Below are 26,973 nucleotides of genomic sequence, written 5' to 3'. Positions count from 1 at the left end.
CGGCGGGCCGATGGGGGATCAGGGCCAGCGGACCTGCTCCGTCAGGGGCGGCTCGTCTGCTGCTTCCGGAGGGGTATGGGGGAAGAGCAGTTCCCGGAAGCGGCAGGGCCGGTGCAGGCCGAAACCCTGCAGGAAGTCGACACCCACGTCTTTCAGCAGGTCAGCGGCCGCGCCATCCTCGACGCACTCGGCCACTGTCACCTTGTCCAGGGTACGGCTGATGTCGTGGATCGCCTGGACCATGGCCAGGTCGTTTCGATCCCGCGTGATGTTGCGGACAAAGGAGCCGTCGATCTTGAGGCAGTCCACGGGCAACTGGCGCAAATAGCCGAAGGAAGACAGGCCGGTTCCGAAATCATCCAGCGCAAAGGTGCAGCCCAGTTTCTGCAGGCGTGTCATGAAGGCTTTCACGTCCAACAGGTTATGCACCGCCGCGGTTTCCGTGATTTCGAAACAGAGCTTGCTGCCCGGAATGTTATGGGCATTGAGTTCGCCGACAATGAAGTCCGCCAGATCCGGCTGGTCGAACGATCGCCCCGACAGGTTGATGTGGCAGGCGTCGAGGGTTTCCAGGTGCTGGCGGGCCCGGGCCAGTTGACTGACAACCTCGCTGATGACCCAGCGATCGATTTTGTGGACGATGCCAAACCGTTCGGCGGCCGGCAGGAATTCGGCGGGCGACACCCGTTCGCCCTGTTCGTTGGTCAGACGGACCAGGACTTCGTAGCGAAGGCCTTTCTTGTCATCCCGGGCCGGCAGGATGCGTTGGGCGTCCAGGTAGAAGCGGTTTTCCGCGAGCGCGGCCTGAATCCGGTTGAGCCAGGCCATCTCGCCGCGTTGCAGGTGCAGCTGACGGTCGTCGGGGGTCGACACGTAAACCCGGTTGCGTCCGCCGTCCTTGGCCATGTAGCAGGCGATATCCACCGAGCGCAGCAGGTCGCCGATATCCGGAGCCTCGGCGTATATCGGCACGACGCCGATACTGGCGCCGATGCTGTGGGATTGTTCCTCCCAGGTAAAGACAATGGATTCCAGCGCCTGACGGAGCTTTTCTGTCACGTTGGCCGCCGTATCCAGGTTGCAGTTCTGCAGGATCAGGCCGAATTCGTCCCCGCCCAGCCGGGCCAGCACATCGCCTTCGCGCAGACGCGATTCCGCCAGCCGCGCGATTTCCCGCAACAGCTGGTCGCCGGCGGCATGGCCGGAAGTGTCGTTGACGATCTTGAACTGGTCCAGATCGATAAAGCACAGGGCGTGTTCGGAGTGCTCGGACCGGGCCCGACCCAGCATCATCGCCAGGCGATGTTCAAACTCACGTCGGTTGAGCAGGCCGGTGAGGGCATCGTGAGTGGCCTGATAACTCAGCTCCGAGGCCAATCGACGGGACTCGGAGATGTCTTCAAGCATAACGACGAAATAAGCGGCCTGCCCGGAGCGCCGATGGACCATGGAGACCGTCAGTCGGGCCCACAGGTGATCGCCGCTGCCTTTTTGCAGGCGCTGTTCCAACGTGTAGCTGTCCATGCGGCCCCTCAGGAGGGCTTTATGGGGAGCGTTGCTCAGAGGCAGATCGTCCGGATGGATGCGGTCCATGACCGGAGAGTTGAGCAGGTGGTCGTCCGGGGTGTCGAGGATCTGGCAAGCGGCCTGGTTGGCATCGATCACAATGCCCCGGGTGTCCACCTGGATGATGCCCACTGCGCTTTGCTCGAAAATGGAGCGGAACTTCTGCTCACTGCTGCGCTGGATCTGCACCAGTCGGTTGCCCAGCCGCCAGGCCACCAGGGCCAGCAGGATCAGAAACACCGCGCTCACTACGGACAGGGCCGTCGAGGTCCAGCGCGCGGCTTCGCCCATGGCGGTGCGGAAACGCCGGGCGTACACCTGCAACTGCTGATTGACCGCGTCCAGTCGCGCCCGGACCATCTCGATCTGGGCCGGGTCCGGCCGGGATGTGGACCAGGCTTCGTTAAGTGACTGGGTGATGCGGTTCAGTTCAAGCAAGTAGGGGTCGGTGTCCCGCCAGGCCTCTACGGCTTTGCGGAATACACCCAGGTTGGAAAAGTAACGGTACAGCCAGATCATCCCGGCCAGGTCGTCCGGATGGTTGTCACCTCGCAGCATCCCCTGGCGAGCGGCCTCGTAGTCCATAGGACGTTGTTCCATGGCCAGCCGGGCGTCCATATCGCCGAGGGGGATGTCCAGCCACTGGCGGGCCAGGCGCAGATCCTCTGGATGCCCCTGGGCAGCGTAGTCGTCCAGGTGGGAAACAGCCGTCAGTTGCGCACGCGACCAGATGCCATTACCGCCGACGTAGCCGGTGATGGCCGACTGGATCTGGACCACCGACACGGTAAAAGCCACCGCTGCAATTAACAGAATGATCAGGCTGGTCACCAGTCCCGCGGTTTTCAGCCGATGGGGCCGTCTGCCGGGGACAGCCGTCGATGCCATTCAGGCCTCCTTGCATCAAGCGAGTGCTGCCACGTGTTGACCTGTCCATCCAGCGCAGCGCACCTATCAGTAAAACTGTAGTCGCTGATGGCAAGGTTTGCGGCGTTGTTGACACAAATTGACAGTTGGCCGAATGCGGTATGATAGAACATCAGTCAGTTAACCGGGAGGTCCATCATGGCCGGAGGATGGAGTCGGGATGGTGCCGTTCAGGACCAGATCGACAGCACTGTGGAAGATGCGCTGGAGCGGGCGCGCAGCCGGCTTCCCGCGGGTGAGAGCCTGACCCACTGCGAAGAGTGTGACGCGAAGATACCGAAGGCTCGACGAGAGGCACTGCCGGGTGTGCGGCTTTGCGTGAAGTGTCAGGAAGAACGGGACCGTGAAGAAGGCCCCGTTGCCGGCTACAACCGGCGTGGGAGCAAGGACAGTCAGCTGCGTTAACAGGCCTGGTTCAGCGGCTTCTCAAGGCCCGCCTCCGTCAGGTAGTCACTGCCAGTGCGCATGCCCTGGCGATAGCCCTTATCCAGTTTGTCCGCGTCCGTAGTCAGCCGTCCGACCGGGAAATCCTCGGGCGGTGCGATCACCCGGACCCGACAGTCGTCGGGAGGATTGTCGATAAAATCCAACGTGTCGTTATACCGGTCGGGCCGGGTCCTGACGGCCTCGTAAAGCGCGGGGTGCTTGCCGATCAAGGGGCGGATCAGTCCGGGAAAACGGCCGGGCTTCTTGCGGAAACCGTGGGGCTTGGACAGCACCACCGTGATATCCCGGGCTCCCTGTTCATAGGCCCAGCGGACGGGGATGGAGTCGGCAATACCTCCGTCGGTCATTGGCTCGCCTTCGATCTGGGGATAGTCGCGGAAGGCGATCGGGATCGAGCAGGACGCGGTAAACACATCGTGCAGGTTATTCCGGTCGATCTGGTAGTAGCGGGGCTCGCCACTGTTGATGGCGGTCGTCGCGACCCAAAGCGGGATCGCCTGCTGGTGAAAACGCTCGAGATTGAGCCAGACGTCGGCGTAGGACTGCTGCCACAGCCAGCGCACATCACAGAGATGGCCGCCGCGGAGGAACCGTCGCCAGTTGATGAATTCCGGCCGGCAGGCGTGATCGGTGATGACCCGGTAATTGCGCCCATAGTCCCCGGCCAGATAGCCAATCAGGTTGGTTGAGCCCGCCGAAACGCCGACAGTGAAATCCCAGGGCAGGTAATCGTTGGCCAGGAAGGCATCGAGCACGCCCGCCGCAAAAATGCCGCGCATGGCACCCCCTTCGACCACCAACGCCTGTTTCGACGTCGTTTCACCGGATACCGCGTTGTCAGCCATGAGCATCTCCTTGCCTGGGTCTCGATAGCTATCATGCTAACGATTCGAGGCGGCCCGTGAAAATCGGCATTCGCTATGGCTGTGATGGATTTTTCCCCGACAGATGACCGAGATCAACGGTTCCGGTCGTCAGAGAATGTCACTCGGGCGGGCGTCGATTCAGCAGAAGACGGCGGTGAATGGGCGGCGCTTTCAATTGATAAAACCTCGGGAGAGGCGCAATCTTTAATTATGAAGACCGTCAGGCGAGAGCGCCCGGTCAGTGACGAACCTCCGAGGAGGTGAGCATCATGAACCGATCCAAACACCCCACCTTAAAGACGACCCGGTCGACGACCCGACAGGTGCCGGAATTTTACATGCCGGCCATGCCACCGGTGGCTTTGACCGAAGGCATGGATCACTGGTATCGACTGTGGCGCAAGCGGCGCCAGTTACGGCACCTGCTGGTCCTGGACGATGCGGCTTTGGAAGCACTGGGACTCAAGCGGGATGACCTTGAGTGGGCGACGCACCGGCCATGGCGGGAAGATGCATTCGCGGCTCTGCGTGAGCGCCGGGAGCACGCCTGACAGCGCGCCCCGGCATGAAACGACCGGCTTCAGGGGTCGGGAAAGACCGCTAACGACTTACTCGAAGTGACCGTGAACGGCGTTCACGATGTCCGAGAAGGATCGTGCCCGGGCGCTGCTATCAAGGGCGATATGCAGCCGGCGGGCGACCAGGCTGGCGGAGATCAGGCCGCACAGGCAGGTGTTGCCGGGGTTTTCGGCGTCGTCCTCGAACACCAGGAAGTGGTCGGAGTTGGTCCGGTTGAAGGTCTCCACCACATCGCCGATCCGCATGTCGTGCAGGTTGCGGATATGGATGCTCGGGAATTCGTTGGCCGGATGCATGATGTCACGCACCTGGACTTCTTCCACGCCGACACCCATGCCGTGGGCCTTGGACATGGCCTTCTTGCCCAGGATGTCTTTCAGGGAAATGATCCCGATAAACTCGCCCACACGATTGACGACCAGCTTCAGGGGCACATCCGCCGTTTTCATCAGCACGCGCGCTTCAGGAATATGAAGATCGGCACTGATGGTGGCCGGACGCTTCTTGCGGAAATCCCGCATCACGGACGTCGCCGGGTCGTCCGGTGTCAGTTCCGGAGACAGGTTGGGTTCCACAATGCGCTGGCTGCCAATGACTTCACTGGTGGGTAATGCACGGTAATTCATCATAAAAACAATCACTCTCAATTCGATGTCGTTGGAGTCCGGCAGACGCCATCGGGACGTCACGGAACCGGAACGGGCATTCACGGAATCAGAATTGAGAGGGTGGGCCTTGGGGCTGGACCGGGGAATAGACTTCTTTGGCGCGTTTGGCGGGCTGTGGCGTGCTGCCCACCAGTTGCTGCAAGCCAACCAGTGCGATGACACCGGTGGTCAGGAAGAAAATGAAAAAGTCGCCCGGCGACGGGCCGTCGTCGGCAAGGTCGCCGTTCATGTCCATGCTGTACCCGCTCACTACAGCCTGATCCACCGCCAGATTGGACGGATGGGACAGCGTACTGCCGACGACGAAAAGCGAAATCGCCAGTACGATCAGGATGCGACTGAGCGCGGTGTTCTGCATGGCGTCTCCCTGGATGGGTTGACTGCGACGGTGACCTGATAAAAGGGCAACTTTTTTCAGGGTCTACTTTAAGTATAGGGGCGAACCCACGGTTTTAAACAACGTAGATTCACTTATCTTTTGATAGCTCATGTCTATTAAAGCAATTCAATGATGCCGCTGGGTGCAGAGGTGCCCAAAACGCACTGTGAATGTGCCTCCGGATTGGTCATTCCGGACGATTTCAGCTTTATATTGTTCAGGTTGCACAATCAATGCCGGTGCCGTAAAGCCCGATGCCGACAACCGGGTGGGTCTGGCACAACCATTGCCATACAGCGCTGACAGGACGCACAAACGGGAATAAACCGGTAAGGCACCGATCTTTTCCTGATTGCCGCGCGCTCGCACACACGTCTCAGGAGACACGACATGACTCCACAAGCAAGTGCCATCACCAACGCCCGGTTGCCGGGGCAGACCGGTCTGTTCCGGCTGCCGATCCGCGATGGCCGGTTTGGTGCGCCACAAGCACTGGAGGATTTCGCCCCGGTGGCCGACGGGGAGCAGGATGCCGGCGGCAATCTGGTGACGCCGCCGTTTGTCGAGCCCCACATCCACCTGGATGCGGCCCTCACGGCCGGAGAGCCCCGCTGGAATCGCAGCGGCACGTTGTTCGAAGGCATCGAGTGCTGGTCCGAGCGTAAGCCGATGCTGTCCCGGGAGGATGTGATCCAGCGTGCCGAAGACACCCTGCAGCTGTTTGCCGCCCACGGTATCCAGTATGTGCGCACTCATGTGGATGTTACCGACCCATCGCTGGTCGCACTGGAAGCCATGGTGGAGGTCCGCGAGCGGGTCAGCGACTTCGTCGATCTGCAGATTGTGGCGTTTCCGCAGGAGGGCATCCTGTCGTTTCCCGGTGGGCGCGACCTGATGGGCAAAGCCCTGGAGATCGGTGCGGACGTGGTGGGCGGTATTCCGCATTTCGAACATACCCGGGACTATGGTGCCGAGTCGGTGCGTTTCCTGATGGACCTGGCGGAGCGCCACGATCGATTGGTGGATGTCCATTGCGACGAAATCGACGATCCGGCCTCGCGCTTCCTGGAAGTTCTCGCTGCCGAGACCCTGGCCCGGGATTACGGCCGCCGGGTGAGTGCCAGCCACACCTGCGCCATGCACTCCTATGACGACGCTTATTGCAGCCGCCTGTTCCGCCTGCTGACCAAAGCCGACCTCCGCTTTGTTGCCCTGCCGACGGAAAACCTCCACTTGCAGGGACGGTTTGACGGCTATCCCAAGCGCCGGGGCATAACCCGCGTGCCGGAACTGCTGGACGCCGGGCTCAAGGTGGCGATGGGGCAGGACTCGATCCGCGACCCCTGGTACCCGATGGGCAACGGCAACCTGCTGCGCACGCTGGATGTCGGGCTGCACGCTTGCCACATGTTGGGCATGGACCGTATCGAAACGGCGCTGGAGCTGATCACCGACAATGGCGCCGCCGTCCTCAACCTGTCGGAATACGGCATCGGGGCCGACCTGCCGGCGCGCTGTGTCGTACTGAACGGCGCCACACCCTACGATGTCCTGCGCAACCAGTCGCCGGTGCTGGCTTCGGTCCGGGATGGACGCGTCCTGGTGGAGCGGGCCCCGACACCGCTGGCGGTCAACGGCTGGCCCGCCTGACGCCTCTCGCAAAGTGAGCCGGTCGGGTTGTCATATCCGGCCATTGTGAACAAAGCGTGACCGGTTGGCAGAAAACCACCGCGTCACGCTTCCTATACTCCGCTCATCTCCTCGCGGTCTGTTCCGGCCGAAAGAATGCCGGTGCAGTGGAGACGTTCTTCTGGGCGACACGGACATCGCCGGCAGTCAGAGGCTCAATAACAACAATCCTCTACATTACTGACTCATGGATGACACGCGATGCAATCGTCCAACCGCATGGCTTACAACGTGCCCATCGTTTCGATGCGCTATGCGCGCCGTTTCGTGCGCTTTATGGAAGGCAAGGGCATCGGGCGCCGGGCGCTCCTGAAGGAATCCGGTGTCGAGGTGGATCAGTTGGCCAACCCCGAGGCCTTCCTGTCGATGAATCAGGTCATCGGCATCATCCACCAGGCCGAGTGGCTGATACAGGATGAGCGAACGCCCTTCGAGTTCGGCCAGCAACTGGATTTTCCCGCCCACGGGCTGCTCGGTTACGCACTGCTGGGTCAGCAGGAGCAGGATCGGCGCAAGCTGGTCAGCATGATCGTCCAGTACCTGCGAGTGTGTCTGCCGGTCATGGACATGGAATTGAGCTCGACCGGCTCCAGCGTCAGCATCCGCTTGCGCGACAACTGGGATCTGGGTGAGCTGCGCGCCTTCATGGCCAAGATCTACATGGGGAGCATCCACGCGCTGGCGTCGCAGGTCTGCAGTCATTTTCGCTTCGAGTTCGACTTCCCGAGTAGCGTGGATCCCCGGCACTGGGAGAAGCTGGCCCGGGGTTCGGAAATGCACTTTGGCTGTCCTTTCAATCAGGTCACCATGCCGCTGACCGGCGGGCCGACAAAGGATTCCGAGCAGGCTCTGGCTTATTCCCTGGCGCGCGCCCGCTCGCGGGAGGAAATGAAGCCGGAATCCGTCCGCGAGATCGTCACCCGGGTGCGCGAGCGTTTGATGAATCACCCGGGGCGGGGCGGCGATCTGGACACCGTCGCCGCCGACCTGGATATGAGCCCCCGGTCATTGCGTCATCACCTGGCGCAAGCGAACACCTCGTTCCGCGACATCCGCAACGACATCCGGCGCACCTTCGCCACGCGCTACCTGACCGAGACGGACCTGCCGCTGGACGTGATCGCCGACAGGATGGGATTCAGCGACCAGGCCAGCTTCACCCGGGCCTTCCGCAGCTGGACCGGTCAGACACCGGGCGAAGTGCGTCGTCAGGGCCGCTGATCCTTGATGGCTGATCGGGCCGGAATGCGAGACATTCCAGAAATTTGACCCGTTTCACGATTCCCGCGAATAGCCGCTCCGCTTTCCGTTTTTGTCAAAACCCTTGCCGCTTCTGGCAATGACCGTCTTGCCTCTCAACCCGCTTAATAACAGTGACGCACTGTGCCCGAGCCGGCCGGTGCGAACGGCCCTGCCTGCTTTCACAGGGCCCTGGCAGTTATCTGTCATGACGAATGCAGATGACAAGGAGACGCCGCAAGATCGGACCTCATCGATGCAGTCTGCGAGCCCTACAAAAACAGTAAACACGCTCACTTAGAGGACGAATCATGAATTCGACGACTGTACGCAGGACAACGCGCCTGTTGCCGTCCGCCATTGGCGCCGCGGCCCTCATGGCGGCCAGTGGCGCTGCGACCGCCGAACCTGTATCCCTGACCCTTCAATACACCTGTCCGTTCCCGCTGATCGGGGAACAACCCATCGTGGCCGAGATCTCATCGGACATTCCGTCTGAGGCGACGGTGGGTGAAGCCGTTGGTCCGTTCCAGATCGAAGCAATCACGACCGTCAACGAGACCTCGCGCACCGGCCTGAAGCTGGTGGGCTCGGCGACGATCGAGGGCACCGCCACATCCACTAACATCATCAGTACGGTCACCGGTGACCAGGACATCGTGGTGCCGCTGACCATCCCGCAATCGGACATCCCCGATACCAGTGGTTCGTTCACCATTCCGGCCTCCGGTGAGGCGGCCGCCCAGACCTTCACCGCCGCCCAGGTGGGCGAGGGCACCATCAATGTGGGCGGACTGGTACTGGAAATGACCGCACGCACCGCCGACGGCAGCATTGCGCCGGACCCCATCGGTCAGTTCACGGCGGATTGTACCCAGTTGGCGGATCAGGACACGGTCCTGCAGACCTTCCAGATCGTGGGCGGCGAGCCGGACCCCGAGCCGGCCATCGCTGTTGCGCCTGAGGAAGTGGACTTCGGTGACGTGCAGTCCGGTCTGACCGGCGAGCAGTCGGTCACGGTCTCCAACGAAGGTGGTGCGGCCCTGGGGGTCAACGGTATTACGCTGGGTGGCGCCAATGCCGACACCTTCATGCAGACCAACAACTGTACGACGGTGGCACCGGGTGAAAGCTGCAGCGTCGACCTGACGTACTACGCCACCGGCGAGGGCGATCAGACCGCGACGCTGACCATCCAGTCCGGCGATCCAGAGAACCCGACCGTTGAGGTTCCGCTCACCGGCACCAGCTACATGCAGGCCCTGCCGGAAATCAGTGTCGACCCGGCCAGTGTCGACTTCGGCACCATCCAGGTGGGTACCAGCAGCGAGAAGACGGTGACCGTCAACAACACCGGTGCCGCGGCGCTGAACGTGACGGCCATCTCCCTGAGTGGCGCCAATGCCGGCGACTTTATGCAGACCAGTGACTGCGCCACGGTGGCCGCAAGCGAGAGCTGCACGATCACAGTGACCTACACCGCCAACGCGGCGGCTGCGAGCTCCGCCACCCTGTCCATCGAGTCGGACGACGCCGAGAACCCGGCGGTGGATGTGGCCCTGACCGGTGAAGGCGACGATGGCAGCTCCGGCACCGTGGACTTCCTGCTGGACCTGGAAGGCAACACCCACATCAAGGCCTCCGATTCCAGCCTGCCGCTCAACGGCACCATCGATGCGGTGCTGAACCTGGCCACCGGCATGTACACCGCCGACCTGAACATCGAGCCTACCCAGGGTTCCTTCCGCATCCTCAAGCTGTTCAAGCGCCTGAAAGCCACGGCCAACGTCGAGTTCGAACCGGTTGACGACACCACCGGTACCCTGATCGACGGCACCCTGACGGCCAAGTCCACGCTGTATGTGAACGTGCCCAAGGTCACGGTCAACCTGTTCGGCTTCAAGCTGCCGATCGGTGGCGGTGACGAATGCCGCACGGTCGAACCGGTCACCATAAACATGCAGACACCGGACAGCGAAACCTTCGCACCGCTGGAAGGTGGCAACCTGACCGGCACCTACGCGCTGCCGCCGCTGGAACACTGTGGGGGGCTGACCGACATCCTGAACCTGTTCCTCGCCGGTGACGGCAACACCATTGATCTGGCACTGACGCCCAACCTGTAAGGCATGGCCGGGCGCCCCCTGGGGGCGTCCGGATGCTCGCAGTAGGGGCCAAGGCGGCCCCGATAACAACAAGCAACAAGGGAACATCACTATGAAAAGCCTGAAACTCACAGCCCTGGCGCTGGCTGTATCCGGACTGCCCCTGGCGGCGCAGGCCGAACTGAAGGCGCTCGACGACTCCGCGATGGGCGGCATTACCGGTCAGGCCGGTGTCACCATCGAACTGGAAACCCAGGTCAACATCGGCGAGGTCCGCTACACCGACGAGGGCACGCTGGCGGTCAGCGACGTCTTTATCGGCGGTGCCAACCGGGATGACATGTTCTCGGAGCTGGGCTTTGCCATCCCCAATGAGGCCACCGACCTGATCGATAACATCAAGATCAACATCGACGTGTTGGAGGACGGTGATGCGGCGATTGACGTCTTCCCGCTCTACGGCTCGCCGATCGACTTCGCGGTGCGCACCGGCGCCTGGGAACTGCGTGGCGACACCGACAGTACGGTGATCATGGACAACCTGTCGATCGAAGGTCTCGCCACCGAGATGAAAATCCGCGTGGACACGGCCACCGACAAGCTGAACCTGAAGACCCGCTTTGCCATCGACGACATGGACGTAGACGTGCCGTTCATGGCCGTGGGCATTCGTGACCTGGAGCTGACCGGTGCCGGCTACGACGACTCGCCGAACATCGTGACCCTGGGTGCGATTGCCGACATCGACGTCTACAAGGCACCCAACGGCGCGGGGAACGACAGCCTGGCGGTGGACCTCAACACCTTCGATGCGGACATGAACATCGGCGGCGTCCTGGTAGGGGGCACTTCCATCGGTTCCGTTGCGTTTGACGATCTGTCCATACAGAACACGCAGATGCGCATCTACGGCCACTGAGCCGCTGCAGGCCTTTTACCCCCGACGCCTGGCGTTGGGGGCACTTTTCTCCTGGTCGGACATCACCGCTTTGCCGACGGCCACCGTCGATCTTGCCCCGTACGCGACCTCCCAACAGCGCAACCCCGATGATGTGGTTGGGCACGCACGCATGAGCAAATGTCGCTGGCATATTACTGCCGGGTTCGAAATAATGAACTATCGTTAATATAAGAGCGGATGCAGGGACGTCTTATCTATTTTCGGCAAGTGGTTCGACGGGAGGTCCGGCCGCTGTCCCAGGCAAGAGCACATGGGTTTGACGGCGATTCGATTTCGCATTCTGCTGTGGGTGCTGTTATTGCAGTCCGGTTGGTGCTGGTCAGACGAGGCCGCTTCGACCGACACTGACGAGCCGGGTCGGGTACTGGTTGCCGCCCTGGCAGAAGTGGATTATCCCCCCTTTTACTACACCGAGGCGGGGCATCTGACCGGCATTTCCGTCGATGTCCTCAACTACCTGGCTGATCAGCTCAAACTCCGTATCACTTATAAACGCTTATCCTGGCCGCGGGTCCTGCAATCCCTGGAGCGTGGCCGCGTGGATATCGTAACGACCTATTCCTACACGCCGGAGCGCGCCCGGGATGTGATCTATGTCCACGAGCCGCACGCCACGGAAATCAATGTGTTCTTCACCCGGACCGACTCGGATGTGTCATTTGACGGCGATCTCCATGCGCTGTCGGGCCAGATGATCGGCATGATCCGCGGGTACAGCTATGGGCTGGCGTTCGACGACGCGGATTTTGTACACAAGGACAGCGTGCTGGATGAGAGAACCCTGGTGCGGATGGTGGCCGGCAAGCGCTTTAATGTCGCGATCGGCAATCCTTTTGCGATTCGGTTGGAGGCCAGTCGACAAGGGGTGGAGGACGAGATCCGGTTTCTCAGCCCGCCGGTGGATATGATTCCGATCTACATGGCGATCAGCCGTCAGTATCCGGATGCGGAAGGGTTGGCCGATGCCTTTGGCGATGCCATACGCCATCTCAAGGCATCGCCACTCTACGAAGACTGGCTTGAGCGCTACGGCATGAACGAATTCTCGGATGAATGATCCTGGCGCCGGCACCCATCGGGAGCCGGCGTCATAATGCACTAATCGACGCGGGTCAGTGTGACGTCGATGTTGTTGCGGGTGGCGTTGGAGTAAGGGCAGACCTGGTGGGCCCGGTCGATCAGGGTCTGGGCCTGGTCATCGTCCATACCCGGCAGGCTGATGCGCAGTTCCACCTCAATGCCGAATCCGTTGTTGAGCGGTCCAATCCCGACCACACCTTCAATCGATGCATCCTTGGGCATGGACAGCTTGTCCCGACCAGCGACGAATTGCATGGCGCCGATGAAGCAGGCCGAATAACCCGCCGCGAACAACTGCTCCGGGTTGGTGCCTTCGCCGCCGGCGCCGCCCATTTCCTTGGGTACGGTCAGGGAAACGTCCAGGACGCCATCGGAGGAAACTGCACGGCCGTCACGGCCACCGGTGGCTTCTGCGTAGGCGCGATAGGCAACACTTTCAAGAGACATAGAATCACTCCTCAATTATCCAGGCCCTGATGGGCTTTAGCGGGTTGCCGGAATTAACCTCGTTCCGGCGGACGCAGAGGCACGCTGTCACGTCATGGCCTCGCTGTGATTATTAAGTTAGCGCACAAATATATTGCGAGCAAGTTAAATGGGAGAAAAAACAGCCACGCCTTCGGGCAAGGCGCCGTCAGAGCGCGTCCTGCAGGCTCTTGCGCAGTTTCAGAAGATCCTCTTTCAGGGCGACGAGGCTGTCGACGTCCCGGTCGCTGGCCTTCACGATGCACGCAGGAATATCACTGGCGCGGTCGCGCATGGCCTGGCCGGTTTCGGTCAGGTGCAGTTCTACCACCCGTTCGTCGGCCTGGCGGCGTACGCGCTTGAGCAGGCCGTCGGCTTCCAGGCGCTTGAGCAGCGGGGTGAGTGATCCGGAATCGGTCAACAGGCGCTTACTCATTTCGCCGACGGTGATGCCATCCGACTCCCACAGCACCAGCATTGCCAGGTATTGCGGGTAAGTCAGGCCCAATGCCTTGAGGAACGGCTTGTAAACCTTGGTCATCAGCAGCGATGTGGAATGCAGGGCGAAACACAGCTGGTTTTCCAGCAGCAGTTCGCGACAGTGGTCCTGTTCGGCCATGGGGGACTCCTTGGGTATCTGCGGGTAATTTAACGCGCCAGATAATGGTCTGCCAAATAGTGGCGCCACGAAATCTCAACCCTTGGCGACGTTGGCCTGTGTCTCTAAAGTAGAAGCATCGAAGGAGAGTGTTGTAAACGTTCGAGAGGTGTAGGTTGGGCTGACGCAGGAAGCCCAACATTAGGAGGGCACCGGGCGTTCCCGTTATCGCGGATAGTCTTGGATCATGAGTTCCCAAAAACCGGCTGGTTGGGGGAGATTGGCCGCAAATTCTGCTTGTTGGGCTTCCTGCGTTAGCCCAACCTACGGGCCGCTCCCAACGCTCTCGAATGCATTGGAGTTCGTCTATGACCACCGACCTTGTCCCCGACATCAATGAACTCTCCCGGCAGGCGGGCGAGCGGTTGTCGGCTTTTATCCAGCATCATCCCAACCTTCTGGTCCTGACCGGGGCCGGCGTCAGCACTGATTCGGGCATTCCTGATTACCGTGACGGAAAGGGCGCCTGGAAACGCAAGCAGCCGGTGCAGCATCAATCCTTCATGGCCGAGGACAAGGTGCGTCGACGCTATTGGGGGCGCAGCCTGATCGGCTGGCCGGTCATCCGCAATGCCCAGCCCAACCCTGCCCATTTCCTGGTGGCTGAACTGGAACGGCGGGCCCATACCCGCCTTGTGGTAACCCAGAACGTCGATCGTTTGCATCAGCGGGCCGGCAGTCAGTCGGTACTCGACCTGCACGGCCGGGCCGACGAGGTGATCTGCATGGATTGCGGGTATCGCTGCAACCGGGACGAAGTGCACGAACGCTGCAGCGACATGAACCCGGATTTCCGGCACTTCAGCGCCGCTACGGCGCCGGACGGGGACGCGGACCTGGACGTGGATTTCAGCGATTTCCAGGTTGCCGACTGCCCCCATTGTGGTGGCATCCTGAAACCGGATGTGGTGTTTTTCGGGGATTTCGTGCCCAAGCCGCGCGTGACGCGGGCTTTGGATGTCCTGCGGGAAAGTGACGGTCTGCTGGTGATCGGCTCGTCGCTGATGGTGTACTCCGGCTTCCGCTTCTGCCGCTATGCCCGGGAGTGGGGCAAACCCATGGCGACGCTGAACCTGGGGCGCACCCGGGCCGACGAAATCTCCACCCTAAAGCTCGATGCCCGCATCGGCGAAACGCTTCAGGCCACACTGGAGCATCTGCCTGATCCCACCTCCTGAGCAGGCTCTCCCGTCGCCCATTACGGACCCGGCAGTGGGTCGAAGTAGCGGATCAGTTCCAGGACATTGTGCTCCTGCGTACGTCGGTAATGTTGCTCATCGGTGAGCTGGCGGACCAGCGGCGATCCTGTGCGGACCAGCGTGTTGCTCCGCTTGGCGCCGTGTTCCGGGTAAGCCTCCGACAAGGGATCGAAAGGGCGGCCGTCATCAGTAAACCGGAGCCTTACGCGACCCGGATCGAGTTCCAGCTCAAGGTACAGGTGGACCGTCTGATGTCTGACCTTCCCGGCGTGGAAGATATCCACCGCCACGCACCCCAGTACTTCCTTCAGATCCGCCGCTGCGGCTTCCGGTGCGCCCGCTTCAGCGAAGTGACCGCCCAGCCAGCGGAGGGCATGAGGCAGGTCGGCGGCGTCCATCAGTTGCAGGCTGAGGGTTGTGGTGGTCATGAGTTGCTGCCTATCCGTGCCGTGAGCCGGAGATCCAAGTCTTCCTTTGTAGGCCATGTGACAGATGTCTGTTACCCCTCAGTGTAGAGGATGTCCGCCAAACGGGCATGCTGCCAGGCTAATCCAGGGCAAGGCGGACGATATAGATGCTGCGGGGTTGCTTGAGATGGGTGGTGAAGATCACCAGCCGGCGGATTTCGTCCATGTCCATGGTGCGTGTCTTGGGCGCATTCCGGATGTCCGACATGGGAATGTGGAAGCGGTTGAGGCCGGGTTTGACGTGCAGGCGCTTGTTGAATCGGTCGCTGTAAACCCCGTGGCCACGGTCGTGGACGATGTCGTTGACGCGAATGGTCATGTCCAGCGGCGTGTTGTCCGGGTTATACAGCACCACGTCCAGCGCCTCATAACCGCGCCAGTCCTCCGGCAGGTTGTCCAGCGAGGCGCCGGAGTAGAGATTGATGCCCAGCAGGTCCATGCGCAGGCTGTGGTGGAAGCCATCGACATCACTGGCGTTGTCCTTCGTTCGATGAACGCGACCGCGCCAGTAGTGCAGGGGATGGGGATCATCGAAGTTATACAGGGTCGGGAGCTGGTTGGCGATCCGGTACTGTTGCTCTGCCACCGCCGCTACCGTCTGGAGCTCCATCATCAGCAGCACGACGGCCGTGAGACGCAGCACCCAGTTGAGGGCCCGGCGCCAGGTAATGGCCGGTGGGCGATAGCCCCAGGCCAGCACCAGCCAGGTGCCGATCAGGTTGCGGAAGATGTCATGCCAGTCGCTGTCCCGCCCGACGTTGCCCTGGATCAGTTCAATGATGACGCCGACGCCGGTCACGAACGCCGTACAGGCCAGCCACAGCCAGACGCCACTGAGCCAGCGGCGCGGGCGCACGGCCAGAGTGAACAGGGTGAAGAAAATGATATGCCCGAGGTTCCAGGCCGCCTTGAACAGCGGACCGGAAGACCAGTCGGGGCCTCCCACGAAAAAGAACGGCAGGAGGATGAGTGCGGCGATGGACGCCGGCCAGTGGTAATTGGAGCGGGTTAACATGGAATGCGATCGTACTGTAAAGCGGGGCCCGCTGTCCCGTACCTGTCTAAACTTTAAAATGCCCGATAAGCGGGCGCGGGGTGTTGTCCGACCACGCCAGCGCCTGGCTGGTTTCGTTGGCCCGGGTTACGCCATGATGGCGCCGACAGGGCTTGATCCGGATCAACTAACAGCCTTTTACAGGGCCGTTTCATCACGTCCGGGGCCACTCAAGGGCCCGGTGAACATGATATGTTGATCCATAGAGCCACAAACTGGCTGAGTGATAAAAACGATCTAATTCATAATCCCGATAGCGGGACGTTATTTTTAAGGGGGCATTCCGACGATTCGTCCAGCATCAATCCGGACACCAGCAGTAGGAGTCATGCGTTATGGATATGGCTACCGGGTCAAAGTCGCCGTACCTGTCTGAGAACAAGTCCGTTCATCGCCTGATGGTGGATCTGATGGCGCAGGCGGGCATCGAGATCGGCGGCGAGCAGCCCTGGGACATGCAGCTCAATGCAGAAGGTGTCCCTGAGCGGGTATTTGCCCGAGGCAGCCTCGGTCTCGGCGAAAGCTACATGGATGGCGAGTGGGACGTCGAACAGCTCGACGAATTCTTCCACCGGGTGGTGCGAGCACACCTTGAAGAGAAAGTCCGTCCTTCCACTGCTATCTGGCAGGCCCTCAAGAGCCGGCTGGTCAATCGCCAGACGCGGCGCCGGGCGCGCCAGGTGGGCGAACAGCACTACGACCTGGGTAACGACTTCTACGAGGCGATGCTGGATCGTCGTATGACGTATACCTGTGGCTATTGGAGAGACGCCAAGACCCTGGATGACGCCCAGGAAGCCAAGCTCGACCTGATCTGCCGCAAACTCCAGCTGGATCCCGGCATGCGCGTGCTGGACATCGGCTGCGGTTGGGGCAGCTTCATGGCCTATGCCGCTGAACACTACGGGGTGGAATGCGTCGGCCTTACCATCTCTGAGGAGCAAGTGCGCTGGGCCAAGCAACACTACACCGACTTGCCGCTGGAATTCCGGTTGCAGGATTACCGCGAGGTCGACGAAACGTTTGACCGCGTAGTAAGTGTCGGCATGTTCGAGCACGTTGGCGACAAGAACTACCGCACCTTCATGAAAGTGGCGCACCGCTGCCTGAAAGAGGGCGGTCTGTTCCTGCTGCACACCATTGGCAAGAATGAACGCAAACCCTACTCGGATCCCTGGATCGACCGCTATATTTTCCCCAACGGCGAGCTGCCGTCCGTTGGCCAGATCGGCGATGCGGCGGACAACCTGTTCGTGGTGGAGGATCTGCACAACTTTGGGCCCGACTACGATCGCACCCTGATGGCCTGGTACGCCAATTTCGAGGCCGCCTGGCCACGTTTCGCCGACAAGCTGGGAGAGCGGTTCTACCGAATGTGGCGCTACTACCTGATGTCCTGTGCCGGCATTTTCCGGGCCCGGGATATCCAGCTCTGGCAGTGGGTGTTGTCCAAAGGCGGCACCGCCGACGTCTTCCCGCGCTACAGCTGACGCCGCTCCGTGCCCAGCAGCGCCAACAGCGGGCGATCACTGCCGTACACATCCGGTCGGTAGGTAATCTGCCCGTTGGCGTCCGCCTCGGCTGTCCAGTAGGCCATCAGGATATACACGCCGTGGGGCAGGTGGATGTTGTGCGATTCACCGGAGGCCAACGCGGCGTTGAATTTTTCCCTGAGCATGGGGCTGGCATTCCGGAACAGCAGGTGAGTCAGCGTCATCGCGCCCTGGACCCGCACGCAGCCGGAACTGTAGAAACGGTTCGATGAATTGAACAGGCCGGCGGCCGGCGTATCGTGCAGGTACACCGCATACGGGTTGGAGAAGCGAATCACCACCCGGCCCAGCGCGTTTCCCGGCCCCGGATCCTGGCGGAAGGTCAGGTATCGCGGGTCGCTCCAGTCCACCTCATCCTGCTGCCATTCCTGACCCGAGCGGTCGAAAATGCGGATGTGGCGATCGCTGAGATAGGACGGATCGCGCCGGATGGCGGGCAGGGCATCCTTCAGGAAAATGCTGCGGGGCATGGTCCAGTGCGGATTGACGGTGACATGGGTGATCACGGATTTCAGTTCCGGCGTGGCCCGCTTCGGGCGCCCGACCTGGGCCTTGCCGGACCAGACCCGCTCGCCGTCCTGGTAGAAATCGATCCGGGCGGCGGCGATGTCCACCAGTAGCAGGGTCTTTTCCATATCCCGCGCCAGCCAGCGCAAACGCTCCAGGTTGGCCCGGATCTGCTCCAGCCGCTCCTGCGGGCTGACGTTCAGCTGCTGCAGCGTCCGCGGACCGATTTTGCCATCCACGGCCAGGCTGTGACGGGCCTGGAAGTGTTCCACCGCCAGCGTCAGTTCGTCGTCGAAGACCCGGCTCATGACGTCCGGCCGCGGTGGTAAAGGCAGGTAGCCCTGGGTCAGCAGCCGTTGACGCACCAGCGCAACGCGCTCGTCGTAGTCGCCGGGCTCCAGGGTTGGCCCCTCCGGAAGCTGGATCCAGTGATCCGGCAGTGTTTTGCGGGCCTGGGCATAGCCCTTGCGCAGGTTGCGATAGCGTTCGGTATGGGGGCGGGCGTTGGCAAAGGCGCCGCCCATATCGTGCAGGCCTGATACCGCCTGATCCACCAGGGCAGCCGGGTCGTCATTCCGGGCGACATTGGGGGAATACCAGATCGGCGGCGGTTGCTTCTGGAAAGCCTTGCCGTAGCGCAGATCCGACAGGGCGCGCAGGTAGGCGTCCGTCGCCAGGCGCCTGTCGCAGTCCGGCAACTCACCCCAGGTGGTCAGGTGATCCAGCGCCTTCTGCAGCTCCGGTGCCCAATAGTCCGCCGGAACCAGACCGTCGTCCGAGAGCGTGTTCAGTTGAGCCAGGAGACTGCGTAGCTGGGCCGGATCGGTCCAGAGCGTGTGGTGATCGGTTTGTGCCGCAAAGCGGGCCATGGCTTCCAGATGGAAGTCCGACGTGTCCGGAAGGGGCTCGCACTGGTCGGGATTAAGGCGATGTAATGCCAGGGCCTGGGTGGCAAAAAGGCAGAGGCAAAAGGCAGTTACAACGTATCGCGTCTGCATCCGTACGTTCCGGAATGTATGATTTTCGTACAGCTGGATTTGCATCGCAGAAAACCTTGATAGAATGCCTCATCCTTTCGGGGCATCGCATGATTTTGGCTCCGGAAGCCGCCACTGGCGCAGCCCATGCGGATTCGAATGCACCCGAGGGGGAAACTATGATCGACAGACGCTTACAACGCGTTCTGGCAGTCGTTCTGGGCGTACTGATTTCAAACTGTCTGGCTTTACAAAGCCACGCAGCGGCCTTTGACAAGGCCCTGTACAACAAACTTAGCAAGGCCGCTCCCAACCTGAGTCACAAAGTCCTGCAGCGGGCACTTCAGGCTTCCGAATGCGCGGTCAGCCACGGCATTCACGCGCCCAGGCGACTGGCTGTGATCGACTTTTCCCTGCCGTCCTCCACCAAGCGCCTCTGGTTGTTGGACCTGGAAACCGGGTCGCTGGTTCTCCGTGGACTGGTCGCCCACGGCAAAAATTCCGGAATGACCGACGCCACCACCTTCTCCAACGTCGAGGGCAGCTACCAGTCCAGCATCGGTCTGTTTCAGGCCGGTGAAACCTACCGCGGCCGCCACGGCTACGCACTACGCCTGGATGGTCTGGAAAAAGGCGTCAACGACCTGGCGCGGCAACGGGCCATCGTGATTCACGGCGCAGACTACGTGGCCCAGTCCTGGGTTCAGCGCTATGGCCGAATCGGCCGCAGCCATGGCTGCCCCGCGGTGAGCAACAAGGTGATCCGCGAGGTGGTGGACAACCTCAAGGGCGGTCAGTTGGTGTTCACCTACTATCCCGACCAGCAATGGCTGCAATCGTCCAGTTACCTGCACTGTGGTGCCACCCGGATGGCCGGTGCCGACAGCCAGGGCGACGACGGCAACATCTGATGCGTGAAGGCGGGCTGCTCCGGCAACCCGCACGAGCCTGCGACCGTCTGCCTATTCCCTTCGCCGCGAATTCCTGAAATCCTCCTGTCTGAACGCCCGGACGGCCGTTTGCGGCCTCTCTCTTTACCATAGTCAATACGGTCGGCCACTGGCCACGGTTGCAGTGCATAATGCACATTAAATCTGCCCCGAATGGGCTGGCCGACCCGATGAGCAGGATGACCATGAACCCATCGACAACCGCTTTTCAGGACCAGATCCCGGACAACCACTGCTACGGCTGCGGCCCCCTCAATGACCAGGGCCTGCAGATCAAGAGCTACTGGACCGGCCCGGATACGGCCGAATGCCGCTTTACGCCTGCACCGCATCACTGTGCCGGGCCAACGCACTTCCTGAACGGCGGCATCATTTCTACCATTATTGATTGCCACTGTATTTGCACCGCGATGGCCAAGGCGTATCAGGTGGCTGGCCGCCCGATCGGGGAAGGCGAGCGCCTGTGGTTTGCCACCGGCGACCTGCAGGTGCGCTTCAAGCGCCCGGTGCCGATGGGGGAGGAGATTCTGCTGGGAGCGACGGTGGAAGACGTCAGCGAGAAAAAGATTCGGGTCAGTTGCACGCTGACGGCCGGTGGCAAGGTGTGCGTCGAGAGCGATGTATTGGCCGTGCGGGTGCCGGCGGGCTGGTTCGAGTAAAACGATCACCGGCGGGAAGGTGCTTCCCGCCGGGATGGATCCGGGCCGGTCAGGTTTTCAGGTAGCGTGACAGGTCCAGGTTGAAGTAGCGGTAAAGAATGCTTTTCTGCTCTTTCTCGGACTGGCGCCAGCCGTAGATCTCCGGCCGCTGGGTCTCGATGGCCAGGGTATCGAACACCAACCAGTCGTACAGAGCGAGTGAGCCACAGACGTTCTTGGCGGAATTGCGGCCGCGCGCATGGTGGTGATGGTGTTGGGTGGGGAAGGTGATCACATGGGCCAGCGCCCACATGGTTTTCCGTACCCAGGCCCACTTGTGGTTGTGGAAATAGAGGTCGTAGTTCCACGCGGTGTGGGTGTGCGCCGCCCAAAGCCCCTTGATCGCGGTGCCCCAGAGGAAGACTTCCGTCAGCCCCAGGTACAGGCACAGCAGGCTGAGCCAGTAGTTGGGCATGATCAGCCACCAGAGGAAGCCGTTGGTGAACGTCTGGGTGGCGGTCAGTTTGCCGCGATCGTCGTCGCCGCTGAAATGGTGGGGGCGATGGGAGTGCTTGTACACCGCTTGCACCTTCTGGGCCCAGCGCCAGCGTGGTCGACGGCAATGAGCAAAGTAGTGGCCGGCGCCGTGGATAAACTCTTCCAGACAGAAATACACCACCAGGGTTATCCAGAAATGTTCGTGCTCCAGCCAGGCCAGTGAGCCCGCACTGCCGGGCAGGGCCAGGGTCATCAGGTAGCCGATCAGGAACAGCACCAGTGGACGCTGGATACCCACCATCATCGCGGTCGTCAGACCGGCAATCTTCCAGTCCCGGGCCGTGCGGGCGCCGTTGGCGCTGCGGCCGCTCAGGCGCTCAAACAGGGCAGACATCAGGACCAGGATGAGGACGGACAGTCCGATGAGATTATTTTCGTTCATTGTTGTTCTCCGATAATTCACCTCAAGCCTCATCGTCGCCCGTTCCACTCTTTTTTGGCCAATCAATATCCTGTATATGTAATATCCATGAAGCTGAATTTTAGGTCTGTCGATCTGAACCTGCTGCCGGTCTTTGCTGCGGTGGTGGAGGAAGGGCAGTTATCACGCGCCGCTGATCGCCTGGGCATGAGCCAGCCGGCGGTAAGCGCGGCCCTCCAGCGCCTGCGCCTGACGGTGGGGGATCCGCTGTTTACCCGCAGTCGCAGCGGCCTGAACCCGACGCCGCGGGCGCGGGAGCTGTACGAGCAGGTCAGTAACGGGCTGGGGGCGCTGGCGGACGCGCTGGAACCCGGGCAGGCGTTCGATCCCTCCCGGTCGGGCCGGACCTTCCGCATTGTCGCCATCGATTACTTCGAGTCCCTGGTGCTGGGGCCGGTGATCAGCGCATTGCGCGAACACAGTGCCGGCATGGGCATCCAGATTCTGCCGCAGCTGGAGAACTGGTCGGCGCTACTGACCAGTGCCGAAGCGGATCTGGCATTCGACACCCGGCGTCCCGCCGACGAGCGCCTGACCGCTGAGCAGGTAGCGGAGGAGTCGCTGGTGGTAGTGGCCCGCCGGGATCACCCGTATATCCGGGGTGAGCTCACGCTGGACGATTACCTGTCCGCCGAGCATGTGGTGTTGCCCGAACGTGAACAGCGGACCCTGCCGCTGGACCTGATCCTGGGGCGGCCCGGATGGCAGCGGCGCATCGGGGCACGAGTGGTCCAGTACAGCAATCCGCTCTGGGTGGCGGCGTCCAGCGATCTGATTGCAACGGTGCCGTTGCGTCTGGCCGAGCGCCTGGCGGATACCCTGCAATTGCAGATTCTGCCGTTCCCCACGGAAACGCCGACGGTTCCCATCTTTCTCATCTGGCCTGTGGCGTTGGATAAGGACCGGGCGCACCAGTGGTTTCGCGGGTTTCTCAAAGACAATCTGCCGTTCTGAAGAATGACAGCGACAGCGGGTCTGCGTCGCAGTCGCTATCCCGTTCCGTTAAACTCGGGCCTGATCCCAATGACATTTGCCAGCCAGGAACCTCTATACATGGCTTCGAACTCTTCACTGCTTCCCGAAGTAGTCCGCATTGCCGAAGCGGCCAGCGCCAAGGTGCTCGATATCTATAAGACGGACTTTTCCGTCGATCACAAGGCGGACAAATCGCCGATCACCGAGGCGGACATCGCTTCCCACCACGTGATTGTCGAGGGGCTACAGTCGCTGACTCCGGAGATTCCTATCCTGTCGGAAGAGTCTGCCAACGCGCCCTGGGACGAGCGCAAAAACTGGACGCGTTTCTGGCTGGTCGATCCGATCGACGGCACCAAGGATTTCGTCAATCGCAGCGGCGAGTTCACCGTCAATATTGCGCTGATTGAGAACGGCGAGCCGGTGATGGGCGTGGTGACCGCACCCGCCTTAGACGAGGTTTACTGGGGGCTGAAAGGCGAGGGCGCCTGGAAGCGCAATGGCGCCGGTGAGACACGCCAGCTCAGCGTGGTCGAGCCGCCGCAAAGCAAGCGGGTCGTCGCCAGCAAGAACCACCTGAACGACGACACCCGGGCCTTCATTGAGGCGCTGGGGGACCACTGCCTGGTCCAGGCCGGCAGCTCGCTGAAATTCTGCCGGATCGCCGAGGGCGAAGCGGACATCTACCCACGTCTGGGGCCGACCTGCGAATGGGACACCGGCGCGGCTCAGGCGGTGCTCGAAGCCGCCGGCGGCAAGGTGCGCAAGCTGGACGGCTCGCCCATGGAATACGGCAAGGAAGACGTGCTCAACCCGTTCTTTGTGGCGTCCGGCAGTTGGTACAGCCACGACTGATTGATCGAAAAGCCGGAGCCCGGTCCGGGCTCCGTCGTTCAACCGATCAGCCGTTAAAAAGTCGTCGCGCGGCCTCCCGGTGCCTGGCCATCAGTGCCTGGGTGTCGCCACCGAGCCACTGTCGATCCCGCACCTTCCATTCCCCGCCAATCATGACCGCATCGGCCTGACTGGCGCCGCACAGCATCAGGGCGGCCAGTGGATCATGGGCGCCGCTGAAGCGTAGTTCGTCCAGTTTGAACAGGGCCAGATCGGCCCGTTTGCCCACCGCCAGTTCGCCAATATCATCACGACGCAAGACGTCAGCCGACCCCTTCGTGGCCAGTGACAGGGCGTCGGTGTGCGTAAACTCGTCCGCCTCATAACGCAGCCGCTGGATCAGCAGCGCCTGCCGGATTTCCTGCATCAGGTTGCTGTGGTCGTTGGAGGCGCTGCCGTCTACGCCCAACCCGACCGGCGTGCCAGCCGCTTTGAGCTCGTTGATGCGGCAGATGCCCGAAGCCAGCACCATGTTGGAGGACGGGCAGTGGCAGATGCCGGTACCTGCCTCGCCGAGCCGGGCAATCTCCTCGTCGTTGAAGTGAATGCCGTGGGCCAGCCAGGTCCGGTTGTGCAGCCAGCCGACGCTGTCCAGGTAGTCCAGCGGCCGCTGGCCAAAGGTTTTCAGGCAGAAGTCGTTTTCGTCCCGGGTCTCCGCCAGGTGCGTGTGCAGGCTGACGCTATGTTGGGCAGCCAGCTCGGCACTCGCCCGCATGAGGTCCGGCGTCACGGAAAAGGGCGAGCAGGGTGCCAGGGCCACTTCCAGCAGGCCATTGGCGTCCTGCTTGTGGTACTGGCGGATCAGGCGTTCGCTGTCTTCAAGAATGGTCGCCTCATCCTGCACCACACGAGGTGGTGGCAGGCCACCGTCATCGGTGCTCAGGCTCATGGAGCCGCGCGTCAGCGTGGCCCGCATGCCCAGCCGGGTTGCGGTTTCCGCCTGGATGTCGATGGCGTTTTCCAGACCGTTCGGGAACAGGTAGTGGTGATCGGCCACAGTGGTGCAGCCGGACAAAAGCAACTCGACCATCGCCAGTTCGGTGGCTGCAGCCAGGGCATCGGGCGTCAGACCGGCCCAGATCGGGTAGAGGGTTTGCAGCCAGGGAAACAGCTTCTTGTTGAGCGCCGGCGGACAGGCCCGGGTCAGCGTCTGGTAGAAATGATGGTGGGTGTTGACCAGGCCGGGCAGGAGAACGTGCTCGCTGGCGTCCCAGTTGAGATCGACCGGTTGGCTCGGATAGGTCCCGGACGCGACAAGCTCGGTGATCACGCCGTTCTCGACGACGATGCCGTTACCGGCGTCCTGGTCGTTGGCAGTCCAGGCGGCCATCGGGTGGCGTATCCAAAGTGCACTCATTGCAATGCTCCGTATGCCGTGAGCATGGCTTCACGCAGATACCATGCACACTGAGGGTCAGGTACATGGCAGTGACTTGGGGAGCTTCTGATGATCTCCGGCGTGTTAATCTGCCAACCGCGTCGATGGTACCACGTTCCCCCCTGCTGAAAAGACCCATCCAGACCGCTGGGGGCGAATGTGCATAAACGGTGCGATGTGCTACCCAAAGGCACTGTTCTGGTACGTATTTTCACGTATCGGCACGTTTGTTGTTAATTTGTTGTCCAGGCGATTATTTTTAATGGCATGAAATTAAAGGATTAAAAATAAAAACTAACCGATTGGTCAGGTTGTTGCTTGCAGTTTGCACGACAAATGCAGACGACTTTTGCTGAACCATCAACCGGAGACCCATTCATGGCCTCAAACGCCGACACGCCACCGGAACTACTCTACGGACTGAACGACCGTCCGCCGCTGCCTGCCACCCTGCTGGCCGCGGTCCAGCACATGCTGGCGAGTTTTATCGGCATCATCACGCCGACGTTAATCATTGGGGGTGTGCTCGGGCTGGGCAGCGAGGTGCCCTATCTGATCAGTATGGCGTTGATCGTCTCCGGTGTAGGGACCTTTATCCAGGCGCGGCGCGTCGGCCCGATCGGTTCGGGATTGGTGGCGCTTCAGGGCACCAGCTTTGCGTTCCTGAGTTCGATTCTGGCGGCCGGCTTTATTGCCAAGGCTAAGGGTGGCGGACCGGATGAGATTCTCAGCCTGATCTTTGGGGTGTGTTTCTTTGGCGCCTTCATCGAGATCGTGCTGAGTCAGTTCCTGCACAAGCTGAAGACGTTCATCAACCCCCTGGTGACCGGCATTGTCATCACCACCATCGGGCTGTCGCTGATCAAGGTGGGCATCACCGACCTGGCCGGCGGCTTCAACGCCCCGGATTTCGGCAGTCTGACCAATCTGGCGCTGGGCGGCGGCGTGCTGCTGCTGATCATCATCATGAACCAGAGTCGTAATCTTTATCTGCGTTCCGGCGCGATTTTCTTTGGACTGGTGATTGGGTTTGTCGTGGCGATGGGGCTCGGCAAGGTGGATTTCTCCGGGCTGTCCAAACTGGATTGGTTCGTCCTGCCGATGCCGTTCAAATACGGCATTTCCTTCGATTTCGGGGCGTTCCTGCCGGTCGCCCTGATCTATCTGATTACCGCCATCGAGTCTTCCGGCGACCTCACCGCCACGTCGATGATCTCCAAGGAACCCATCCGCGGCGATGTCTATCGCAAGCGCATCCGGGCCGGGGTTCTGGGTGATGGTGTCAATTCGATGCTGGCGGCCATCTTCAACACGTTTCCCAACACGACGTTCAGCCAGAATAACGGTGTGATCCAACTGACCGGCATTGCCAGTCGCTACGTGGCGTATTGGGTGGCGGGCATCCTGGTGTTGCTGGGTCTGTTCCCGGTGATCGGCGGGGTATTCCAGCAGCTGCCCAAGCCGGTTCTGGGCGGTGCCACGCTGGTGATGTTCGGCACGGTGGCCGCGGCGGGTATTCGCATCCTCGCGACGGTGAATCTCGATCGGCGCAGCATGCTGATTATGGCCGTCTCATTCGGTCTTGGTCTGGGTGTGGCGGCCGTGCCGGACCTGTTCCAGCACTTTCCCAAGATGGCCCAGAATGTTCTGGGATCAGCCGTGACCATGGGTGGCCTGACGGCGATCATCCTGAACACCGTACTGCCAGGCCGGGCTGTGGAGGATGCCGAGCCGGAAGCCGACAGGGCCTCGCTTGCGACATCGGTCTGATGC

25 protein-coding genes are annotated in these 26,973 nt (G+C 61.4%); 14 read left to right on the top strand and 11 right to left on the bottom strand.

Translation table 11 applies throughout. The features are described from left to right. Window positions 1-18: 18 nt before the first annotated feature. Window positions 19-2,454 carry a putative bifunctional diguanylate cyclase/phosphodiesterase gene (locus J3364_RS07460; RefSeq protein WP_349557730.1) on the bottom strand — a complete coding sequence of 812 codons (2,436 nt, stop codon included), beginning with the start codon at window positions 2,452-2,454 and terminating at the stop codon, window positions 19-21. 177 nt (window positions 2,455-2,631) lie between these two features. Here J3364_RS07460 and J3364_RS07455 point away from each other — a divergent pair, with 177 nt between their 5' ends. Beyond that, the gene (locus tag J3364_RS07455; RefSeq protein WP_349557729.1) at window positions 2,632-2,898 is read left to right on the top strand and encodes a DksA/TraR family C4-type zinc finger protein; all 267 of its coding nucleotides are present in this window, start codon (window positions 2,632-2,634) and stop codon (window positions 2,896-2,898) included. On the opposite strand, the gene J3364_RS07450 is transcribed toward J3364_RS07455, so the two are convergent. Next, complete coding sequence (locus J3364_RS07450; RefSeq protein ID WP_349557728.1) at window positions 2,895-3,785, bottom strand: patatin-like phospholipase family protein; 891 nt, start codon at window positions 3,783-3,785, stop codon at window positions 2,895-2,897. The two genes, J3364_RS07455 and J3364_RS07450, sit on opposite strands and share 4 nt — an antisense overlap. 290 nt (window positions 3,786-4,075) lie before the next feature. On the opposite strand from J3364_RS07450, the gene J3364_RS07445 reads away from it, so the two are divergent. Next, window positions 4,076-4,357 carry a hypothetical protein gene (locus tag J3364_RS07445; RefSeq protein ID WP_349557727.1) on the top strand — a complete coding sequence of 94 codons (282 nt, stop codon included), beginning with the start codon at window positions 4,076-4,078 and terminating at the stop codon, window positions 4,355-4,357. Between the two features lie 57 nt (window positions 4,358-4,414). Here the strand turns inward: J3364_RS07445 and J3364_RS07440 are convergent, their stop codons facing one another. Further along, window positions 4,415-5,014: a CBS domain-containing protein gene (locus J3364_RS07440; RefSeq protein WP_349557726.1), complete on the bottom strand. Its 600-nt coding sequence runs from the start codon at window positions 5,012-5,014 to the stop codon at window positions 4,415-4,417. A gap of 85 nt (window positions 5,015-5,099) precedes the next feature. After that, window positions 5,100-5,411, bottom strand: a complete 312-nt coding sequence (locus J3364_RS07435; protein ID WP_349557725.1) for a hypothetical protein — start codon at window positions 5,409-5,411, stop codon at window positions 5,100-5,102. Between the two features lie 411 nt (window positions 5,412-5,822). Between J3364_RS07435 and codA the strand changes: the two genes are divergently transcribed. The 5 genes from codA to J3364_RS07410 all read left to right on the top strand — a co-directional run bounded on the left by codA (window position 5,823) and on the right by J3364_RS07410 (window position 12,483). Next, entirely contained in the window at window positions 5,823-7,082 is a 1,260-nt protein-coding gene (codA, locus tag J3364_RS07430) for a cytosine deaminase (protein ID WP_349557724.1), read from the top strand. A 240-nt stretch (window positions 7,083-7,322) separates the two neighbouring features. Continuing rightward, complete coding sequence (locus J3364_RS07425) at window positions 7,323-8,342, top strand: AraC family transcriptional regulator (RefSeq protein ID WP_349557723.1); 1,020 nt, start codon at window positions 7,323-7,325, stop codon at window positions 8,340-8,342. Between the two features lie 329 nt (window positions 8,343-8,671). After that, entirely contained in the window at window positions 8,672-10,486 is a 1,815-nt protein-coding gene (locus J3364_RS07420) for a choice-of-anchor D domain-containing protein (RefSeq protein WP_349557722.1), read from the top strand. 91 nt (window positions 10,487-10,577) lie between these two features. After that, on the top strand, window positions 10,578-11,384 hold the full coding sequence (locus tag J3364_RS07415; RefSeq protein ID WP_349557721.1) for a DUF6160 family protein: 807 nt from the start codon (window positions 10,578-10,580) through the stop codon (window positions 11,382-11,384). Between the two features lie 292 nt (window positions 11,385-11,676). Beyond that, complete coding sequence (locus J3364_RS07410) at window positions 11,677-12,483, top strand: substrate-binding periplasmic protein (protein ID WP_349557720.1); 807 nt, start codon at window positions 11,677-11,679, stop codon at window positions 12,481-12,483. Window positions 12,484-12,524: 41 nt separating this feature from the next. Here J3364_RS07410 and J3364_RS07405 read toward each other — a convergent pair whose 3' ends face one another. After that, entirely contained in the window at window positions 12,525-12,953 is a 429-nt protein-coding gene (locus J3364_RS07405; RefSeq protein ID WP_349557719.1) for an organic hydroperoxide resistance protein, read from the bottom strand. A gap of 187 nt (window positions 12,954-13,140) precedes the next feature. Continuing rightward, window positions 13,141-13,590 (bottom strand): MarR family winged helix-turn-helix transcriptional regulator, encoded by a 450-nt coding sequence (locus J3364_RS07400; protein WP_349557718.1) that lies wholly within the window; start codon window positions 13,588-13,590, stop codon window positions 13,141-13,143. Between the two features lie 347 nt (window positions 13,591-13,937). On the opposite strand from J3364_RS07400, the gene J3364_RS07395 reads away from it, so the two are divergent. Beyond that, window positions 13,938-14,807 carry an NAD-dependent protein deacetylase gene (locus tag J3364_RS07395; protein WP_349557717.1) on the top strand — a complete coding sequence of 290 codons (870 nt, stop codon included), beginning with the start codon at window positions 13,938-13,940 and terminating at the stop codon, window positions 14,805-14,807. 20 nt (window positions 14,808-14,827) lie between these two features. Here J3364_RS07395 and J3364_RS07390 read toward each other — a convergent pair whose 3' ends face one another. Both J3364_RS07390 and J3364_RS07385 read right to left on the bottom strand, forming a co-directional pair. Continuing rightward, window positions 14,828-15,256: an ATP-binding protein gene (locus J3364_RS07390; RefSeq protein ID WP_349557716.1), complete on the bottom strand. Its 429-nt coding sequence runs from the start codon at window positions 15,254-15,256 to the stop codon at window positions 14,828-14,830. Between the two features lie 118 nt (window positions 15,257-15,374). Then, window positions 15,375-16,310, bottom strand: a complete 936-nt coding sequence (locus J3364_RS07385; RefSeq protein ID WP_349557715.1) for a succinyl-CoA synthetase subunit beta — start codon at window positions 16,308-16,310, stop codon at window positions 15,375-15,377. A gap of 380 nt (window positions 16,311-16,690) precedes the next feature. On the opposite strand from J3364_RS07385, the gene cfa reads away from it, so the two are divergent. Next, window positions 16,691-17,839, top strand: coding sequence for a cyclopropane fatty acyl phospholipid synthase (cfa, locus tag J3364_RS07380; RefSeq protein WP_349557837.1), 1,149 nt, complete (start codon window positions 16,691-16,693; stop codon window positions 17,837-17,839). Here the strand turns inward: cfa and J3364_RS07375 are convergent. Next, on the bottom strand, window positions 17,830-19,407 hold the full coding sequence (locus J3364_RS07375) for a L,D-transpeptidase family protein (protein ID WP_349557714.1): 1,578 nt from the start codon (window positions 19,405-19,407) through the stop codon (window positions 17,830-17,832). The two genes, cfa and J3364_RS07375, sit on opposite strands and share 10 nt — an antisense overlap. Before the next feature lie 158 nt (window positions 19,408-19,565). On the opposite strand from J3364_RS07375, the gene J3364_RS07370 reads away from it, so the two are divergent. Then, complete coding sequence (locus J3364_RS07370) at window positions 19,566-20,297, top strand: murein L,D-transpeptidase catalytic domain family protein (protein WP_349557713.1); 732 nt, start codon at window positions 19,566-19,568, stop codon at window positions 20,295-20,297. 224 nt (window positions 20,298-20,521) lie between these two features. Then, window positions 20,522-20,995: a PaaI family thioesterase gene (locus J3364_RS07365; protein WP_349557712.1), complete on the top strand. Its 474-nt coding sequence runs from the start codon at window positions 20,522-20,524 to the stop codon at window positions 20,993-20,995. Between the two features lie 49 nt (window positions 20,996-21,044). Here J3364_RS07365 and J3364_RS07360 read toward each other — a convergent pair whose 3' ends face one another. Next, a complete protein-coding gene (locus tag J3364_RS07360) occupies window positions 21,045-21,914 on the bottom strand; it encodes a sterol desaturase family protein (RefSeq protein ID WP_349557711.1) in 870 nt (289 codons plus the stop codon). A gap of 87 nt (window positions 21,915-22,001) precedes the next feature. Here J3364_RS07360 and J3364_RS07355 point away from each other — a divergent pair, with 87 nt between their 5' ends. Then, complete coding sequence (locus tag J3364_RS07355) at window positions 22,002-22,907, top strand: LysR family transcriptional regulator (RefSeq protein WP_349557710.1); 906 nt, start codon at window positions 22,002-22,004, stop codon at window positions 22,905-22,907. A 99-nt stretch (window positions 22,908-23,006) separates the two neighbouring features. Then, a complete protein-coding gene (gene cysQ, locus J3364_RS07350) occupies window positions 23,007-23,783 on the top strand; it encodes a 3'(2'),5'-bisphosphate nucleotidase CysQ (protein ID WP_349557709.1) in 777 nt (258 codons plus the stop codon). A 46-nt stretch (window positions 23,784-23,829) separates the two neighbouring features. Here the strand turns inward: cysQ and J3364_RS07345 are convergent, their stop codons facing one another. Further along, a complete protein-coding gene (locus J3364_RS07345) occupies window positions 23,830-25,179 on the bottom strand; it encodes an 8-oxoguanine deaminase (protein ID WP_349557708.1) in 1,350 nt (449 codons plus the stop codon). Window positions 25,180-25,578: 399 nt separating this feature from the next. Between J3364_RS07345 and J3364_RS07340 the strand changes: the two genes are divergently transcribed. After that, complete coding sequence (locus tag J3364_RS07340; RefSeq protein ID WP_349557707.1) at window positions 25,579-26,970, top strand: uracil-xanthine permease family protein; 1,392 nt, start codon at window positions 25,579-25,581, stop codon at window positions 26,968-26,970. Window positions 26,971-26,973 lie beyond the last annotated feature (3 nt).

Origin of the sequence: Marinobacter sp. NFXS9 (assembly GCF_040148665.1) — a bacterium.
In the GTDB taxonomy this organism is placed as follows: domain Bacteria; phylum Pseudomonadota; class Gammaproteobacteria; order Pseudomonadales; family Oleiphilaceae; genus Marinobacter_A; species Marinobacter_A mangrovi.
The sequence above is the reverse complement of the archived record's forward strand: the minus strand, read 5'-3'. Positions and strand labels throughout refer to the sequence as shown.

Coding starts and splice junctions, on each gene's coding strand:
- J3364_RS07460 (WP_349557730.1), bottom strand. CDS start 2,454: ATGGCATCGACGGCTGTCCCCGGCAGACGGCCCCATCGGCTGAAAACC.
- J3364_RS07345 (WP_349557708.1), bottom strand. CDS start 25,179: ATGAGTGCACTTTGGATACGCCACCCGATGGCCGCCTGGACTGCCAAC.
- J3364_RS07370 (WP_349557713.1), top strand. CDS start 19,566: ATGATCGACAGACGCTTACAACGCGTTCTGGCAGTCGTTCTGGGCGTA.
- J3364_RS07420 (WP_349557722.1), top strand. CDS start 8,672: ATGAATTCGACGACTGTACGCAGGACAACGCGCCTGTTGCCGTCCGCC.
- codA (WP_349557724.1), top strand. CDS start 5,823: ATGACTCCACAAGCAAGTGCCATCACCAACGCCCGGTTGCCGGGGCAG.
- J3364_RS07390 (WP_349557716.1), bottom strand. CDS start 15,256: ATGACCACCACAACCCTCAGCCTGCAACTGATGGACGCCGCCGACCTG.
- cysQ (WP_349557709.1), top strand. CDS start 23,007: ATGGCTTCGAACTCTTCACTGCTTCCCGAAGTAGTCCGCATTGCCGAA.
- J3364_RS07440 (WP_349557726.1), bottom strand. CDS start 5,014: ATGATGAATTACCGTGCATTACCCACCAGTGAAGTCATTGGCAGCCAG.
- J3364_RS07425 (WP_349557723.1), top strand. CDS start 7,323: ATGCAATCGTCCAACCGCATGGCTTACAACGTGCCCATCGTTTCGATG.
- J3364_RS07365 (WP_349557712.1), top strand. CDS start 20,522: ATGAACCCATCGACAACCGCTTTTCAGGACCAGATCCCGGACAACCAC.
- J3364_RS07360 (WP_349557711.1), bottom strand. CDS start 21,914: ATGAACGAAAATAATCTCATCGGACTGTCCGTCCTCATCCTGGTCCTG.
- J3364_RS07450 (WP_349557728.1), bottom strand. CDS start 3,785: ATGGCTGACAACGCGGTATCCGGTGAAACGACGTCGAAACAGGCGTTG.
- J3364_RS07340 (WP_349557707.1), top strand. CDS start 25,579: ATGGCCTCAAACGCCGACACGCCACCGGAACTACTCTACGGACTGAAC.
- J3364_RS07400 (WP_349557718.1), bottom strand. CDS start 13,590: ATGGCCGAACAGGACCACTGTCGCGAACTGCTGCTGGAAAACCAGCTG.
- J3364_RS07395 (WP_349557717.1), top strand. CDS start 13,938: ATGACCACCGACCTTGTCCCCGACATCAATGAACTCTCCCGGCAGGCG.
- cfa (WP_349557837.1), top strand. CDS start 16,691: ATGGCTACCGGGTCAAAGTCGCCGTACCTGTCTGAGAACAAGTCCGTT.
- J3364_RS07455 (WP_349557729.1), top strand. CDS start 2,632: ATGGCCGGAGGATGGAGTCGGGATGGTGCCGTTCAGGACCAGATCGAC.
- J3364_RS07385 (WP_349557715.1), bottom strand. CDS start 16,310: ATGTTAACCCGCTCCAATTACCACTGGCCGGCGTCCATCGCCGCACTC.
- J3364_RS07355 (WP_349557710.1), top strand. CDS start 22,002: ATGAAGCTGAATTTTAGGTCTGTCGATCTGAACCTGCTGCCGGTCTTT.
- J3364_RS07445 (WP_349557727.1), top strand. CDS start 4,076: ATGAACCGATCCAAACACCCCACCTTAAAGACGACCCGGTCGACGACC.
- J3364_RS07410 (WP_349557720.1), top strand. CDS start 11,677: ATGGGTTTGACGGCGATTCGATTTCGCATTCTGCTGTGGGTGCTGTTA.
- J3364_RS07375 (WP_349557714.1), bottom strand. CDS start 19,407: ATGCAGACGCGATACGTTGTAACTGCCTTTTGCCTCTGCCTTTTTGCC.
- J3364_RS07435 (WP_349557725.1), bottom strand. CDS start 5,411: ATGCAGAACACCGCGCTCAGTCGCATCCTGATCGTACTGGCGATTTCG.
- J3364_RS07415 (WP_349557721.1), top strand. CDS start 10,578: ATGAAAAGCCTGAAACTCACAGCCCTGGCGCTGGCTGTATCCGGACTG.
- J3364_RS07405 (WP_349557719.1), bottom strand. CDS start 12,953: ATGTCTCTTGAAAGTGTTGCCTATCGCGCCTACGCAGAAGCCACCGGT.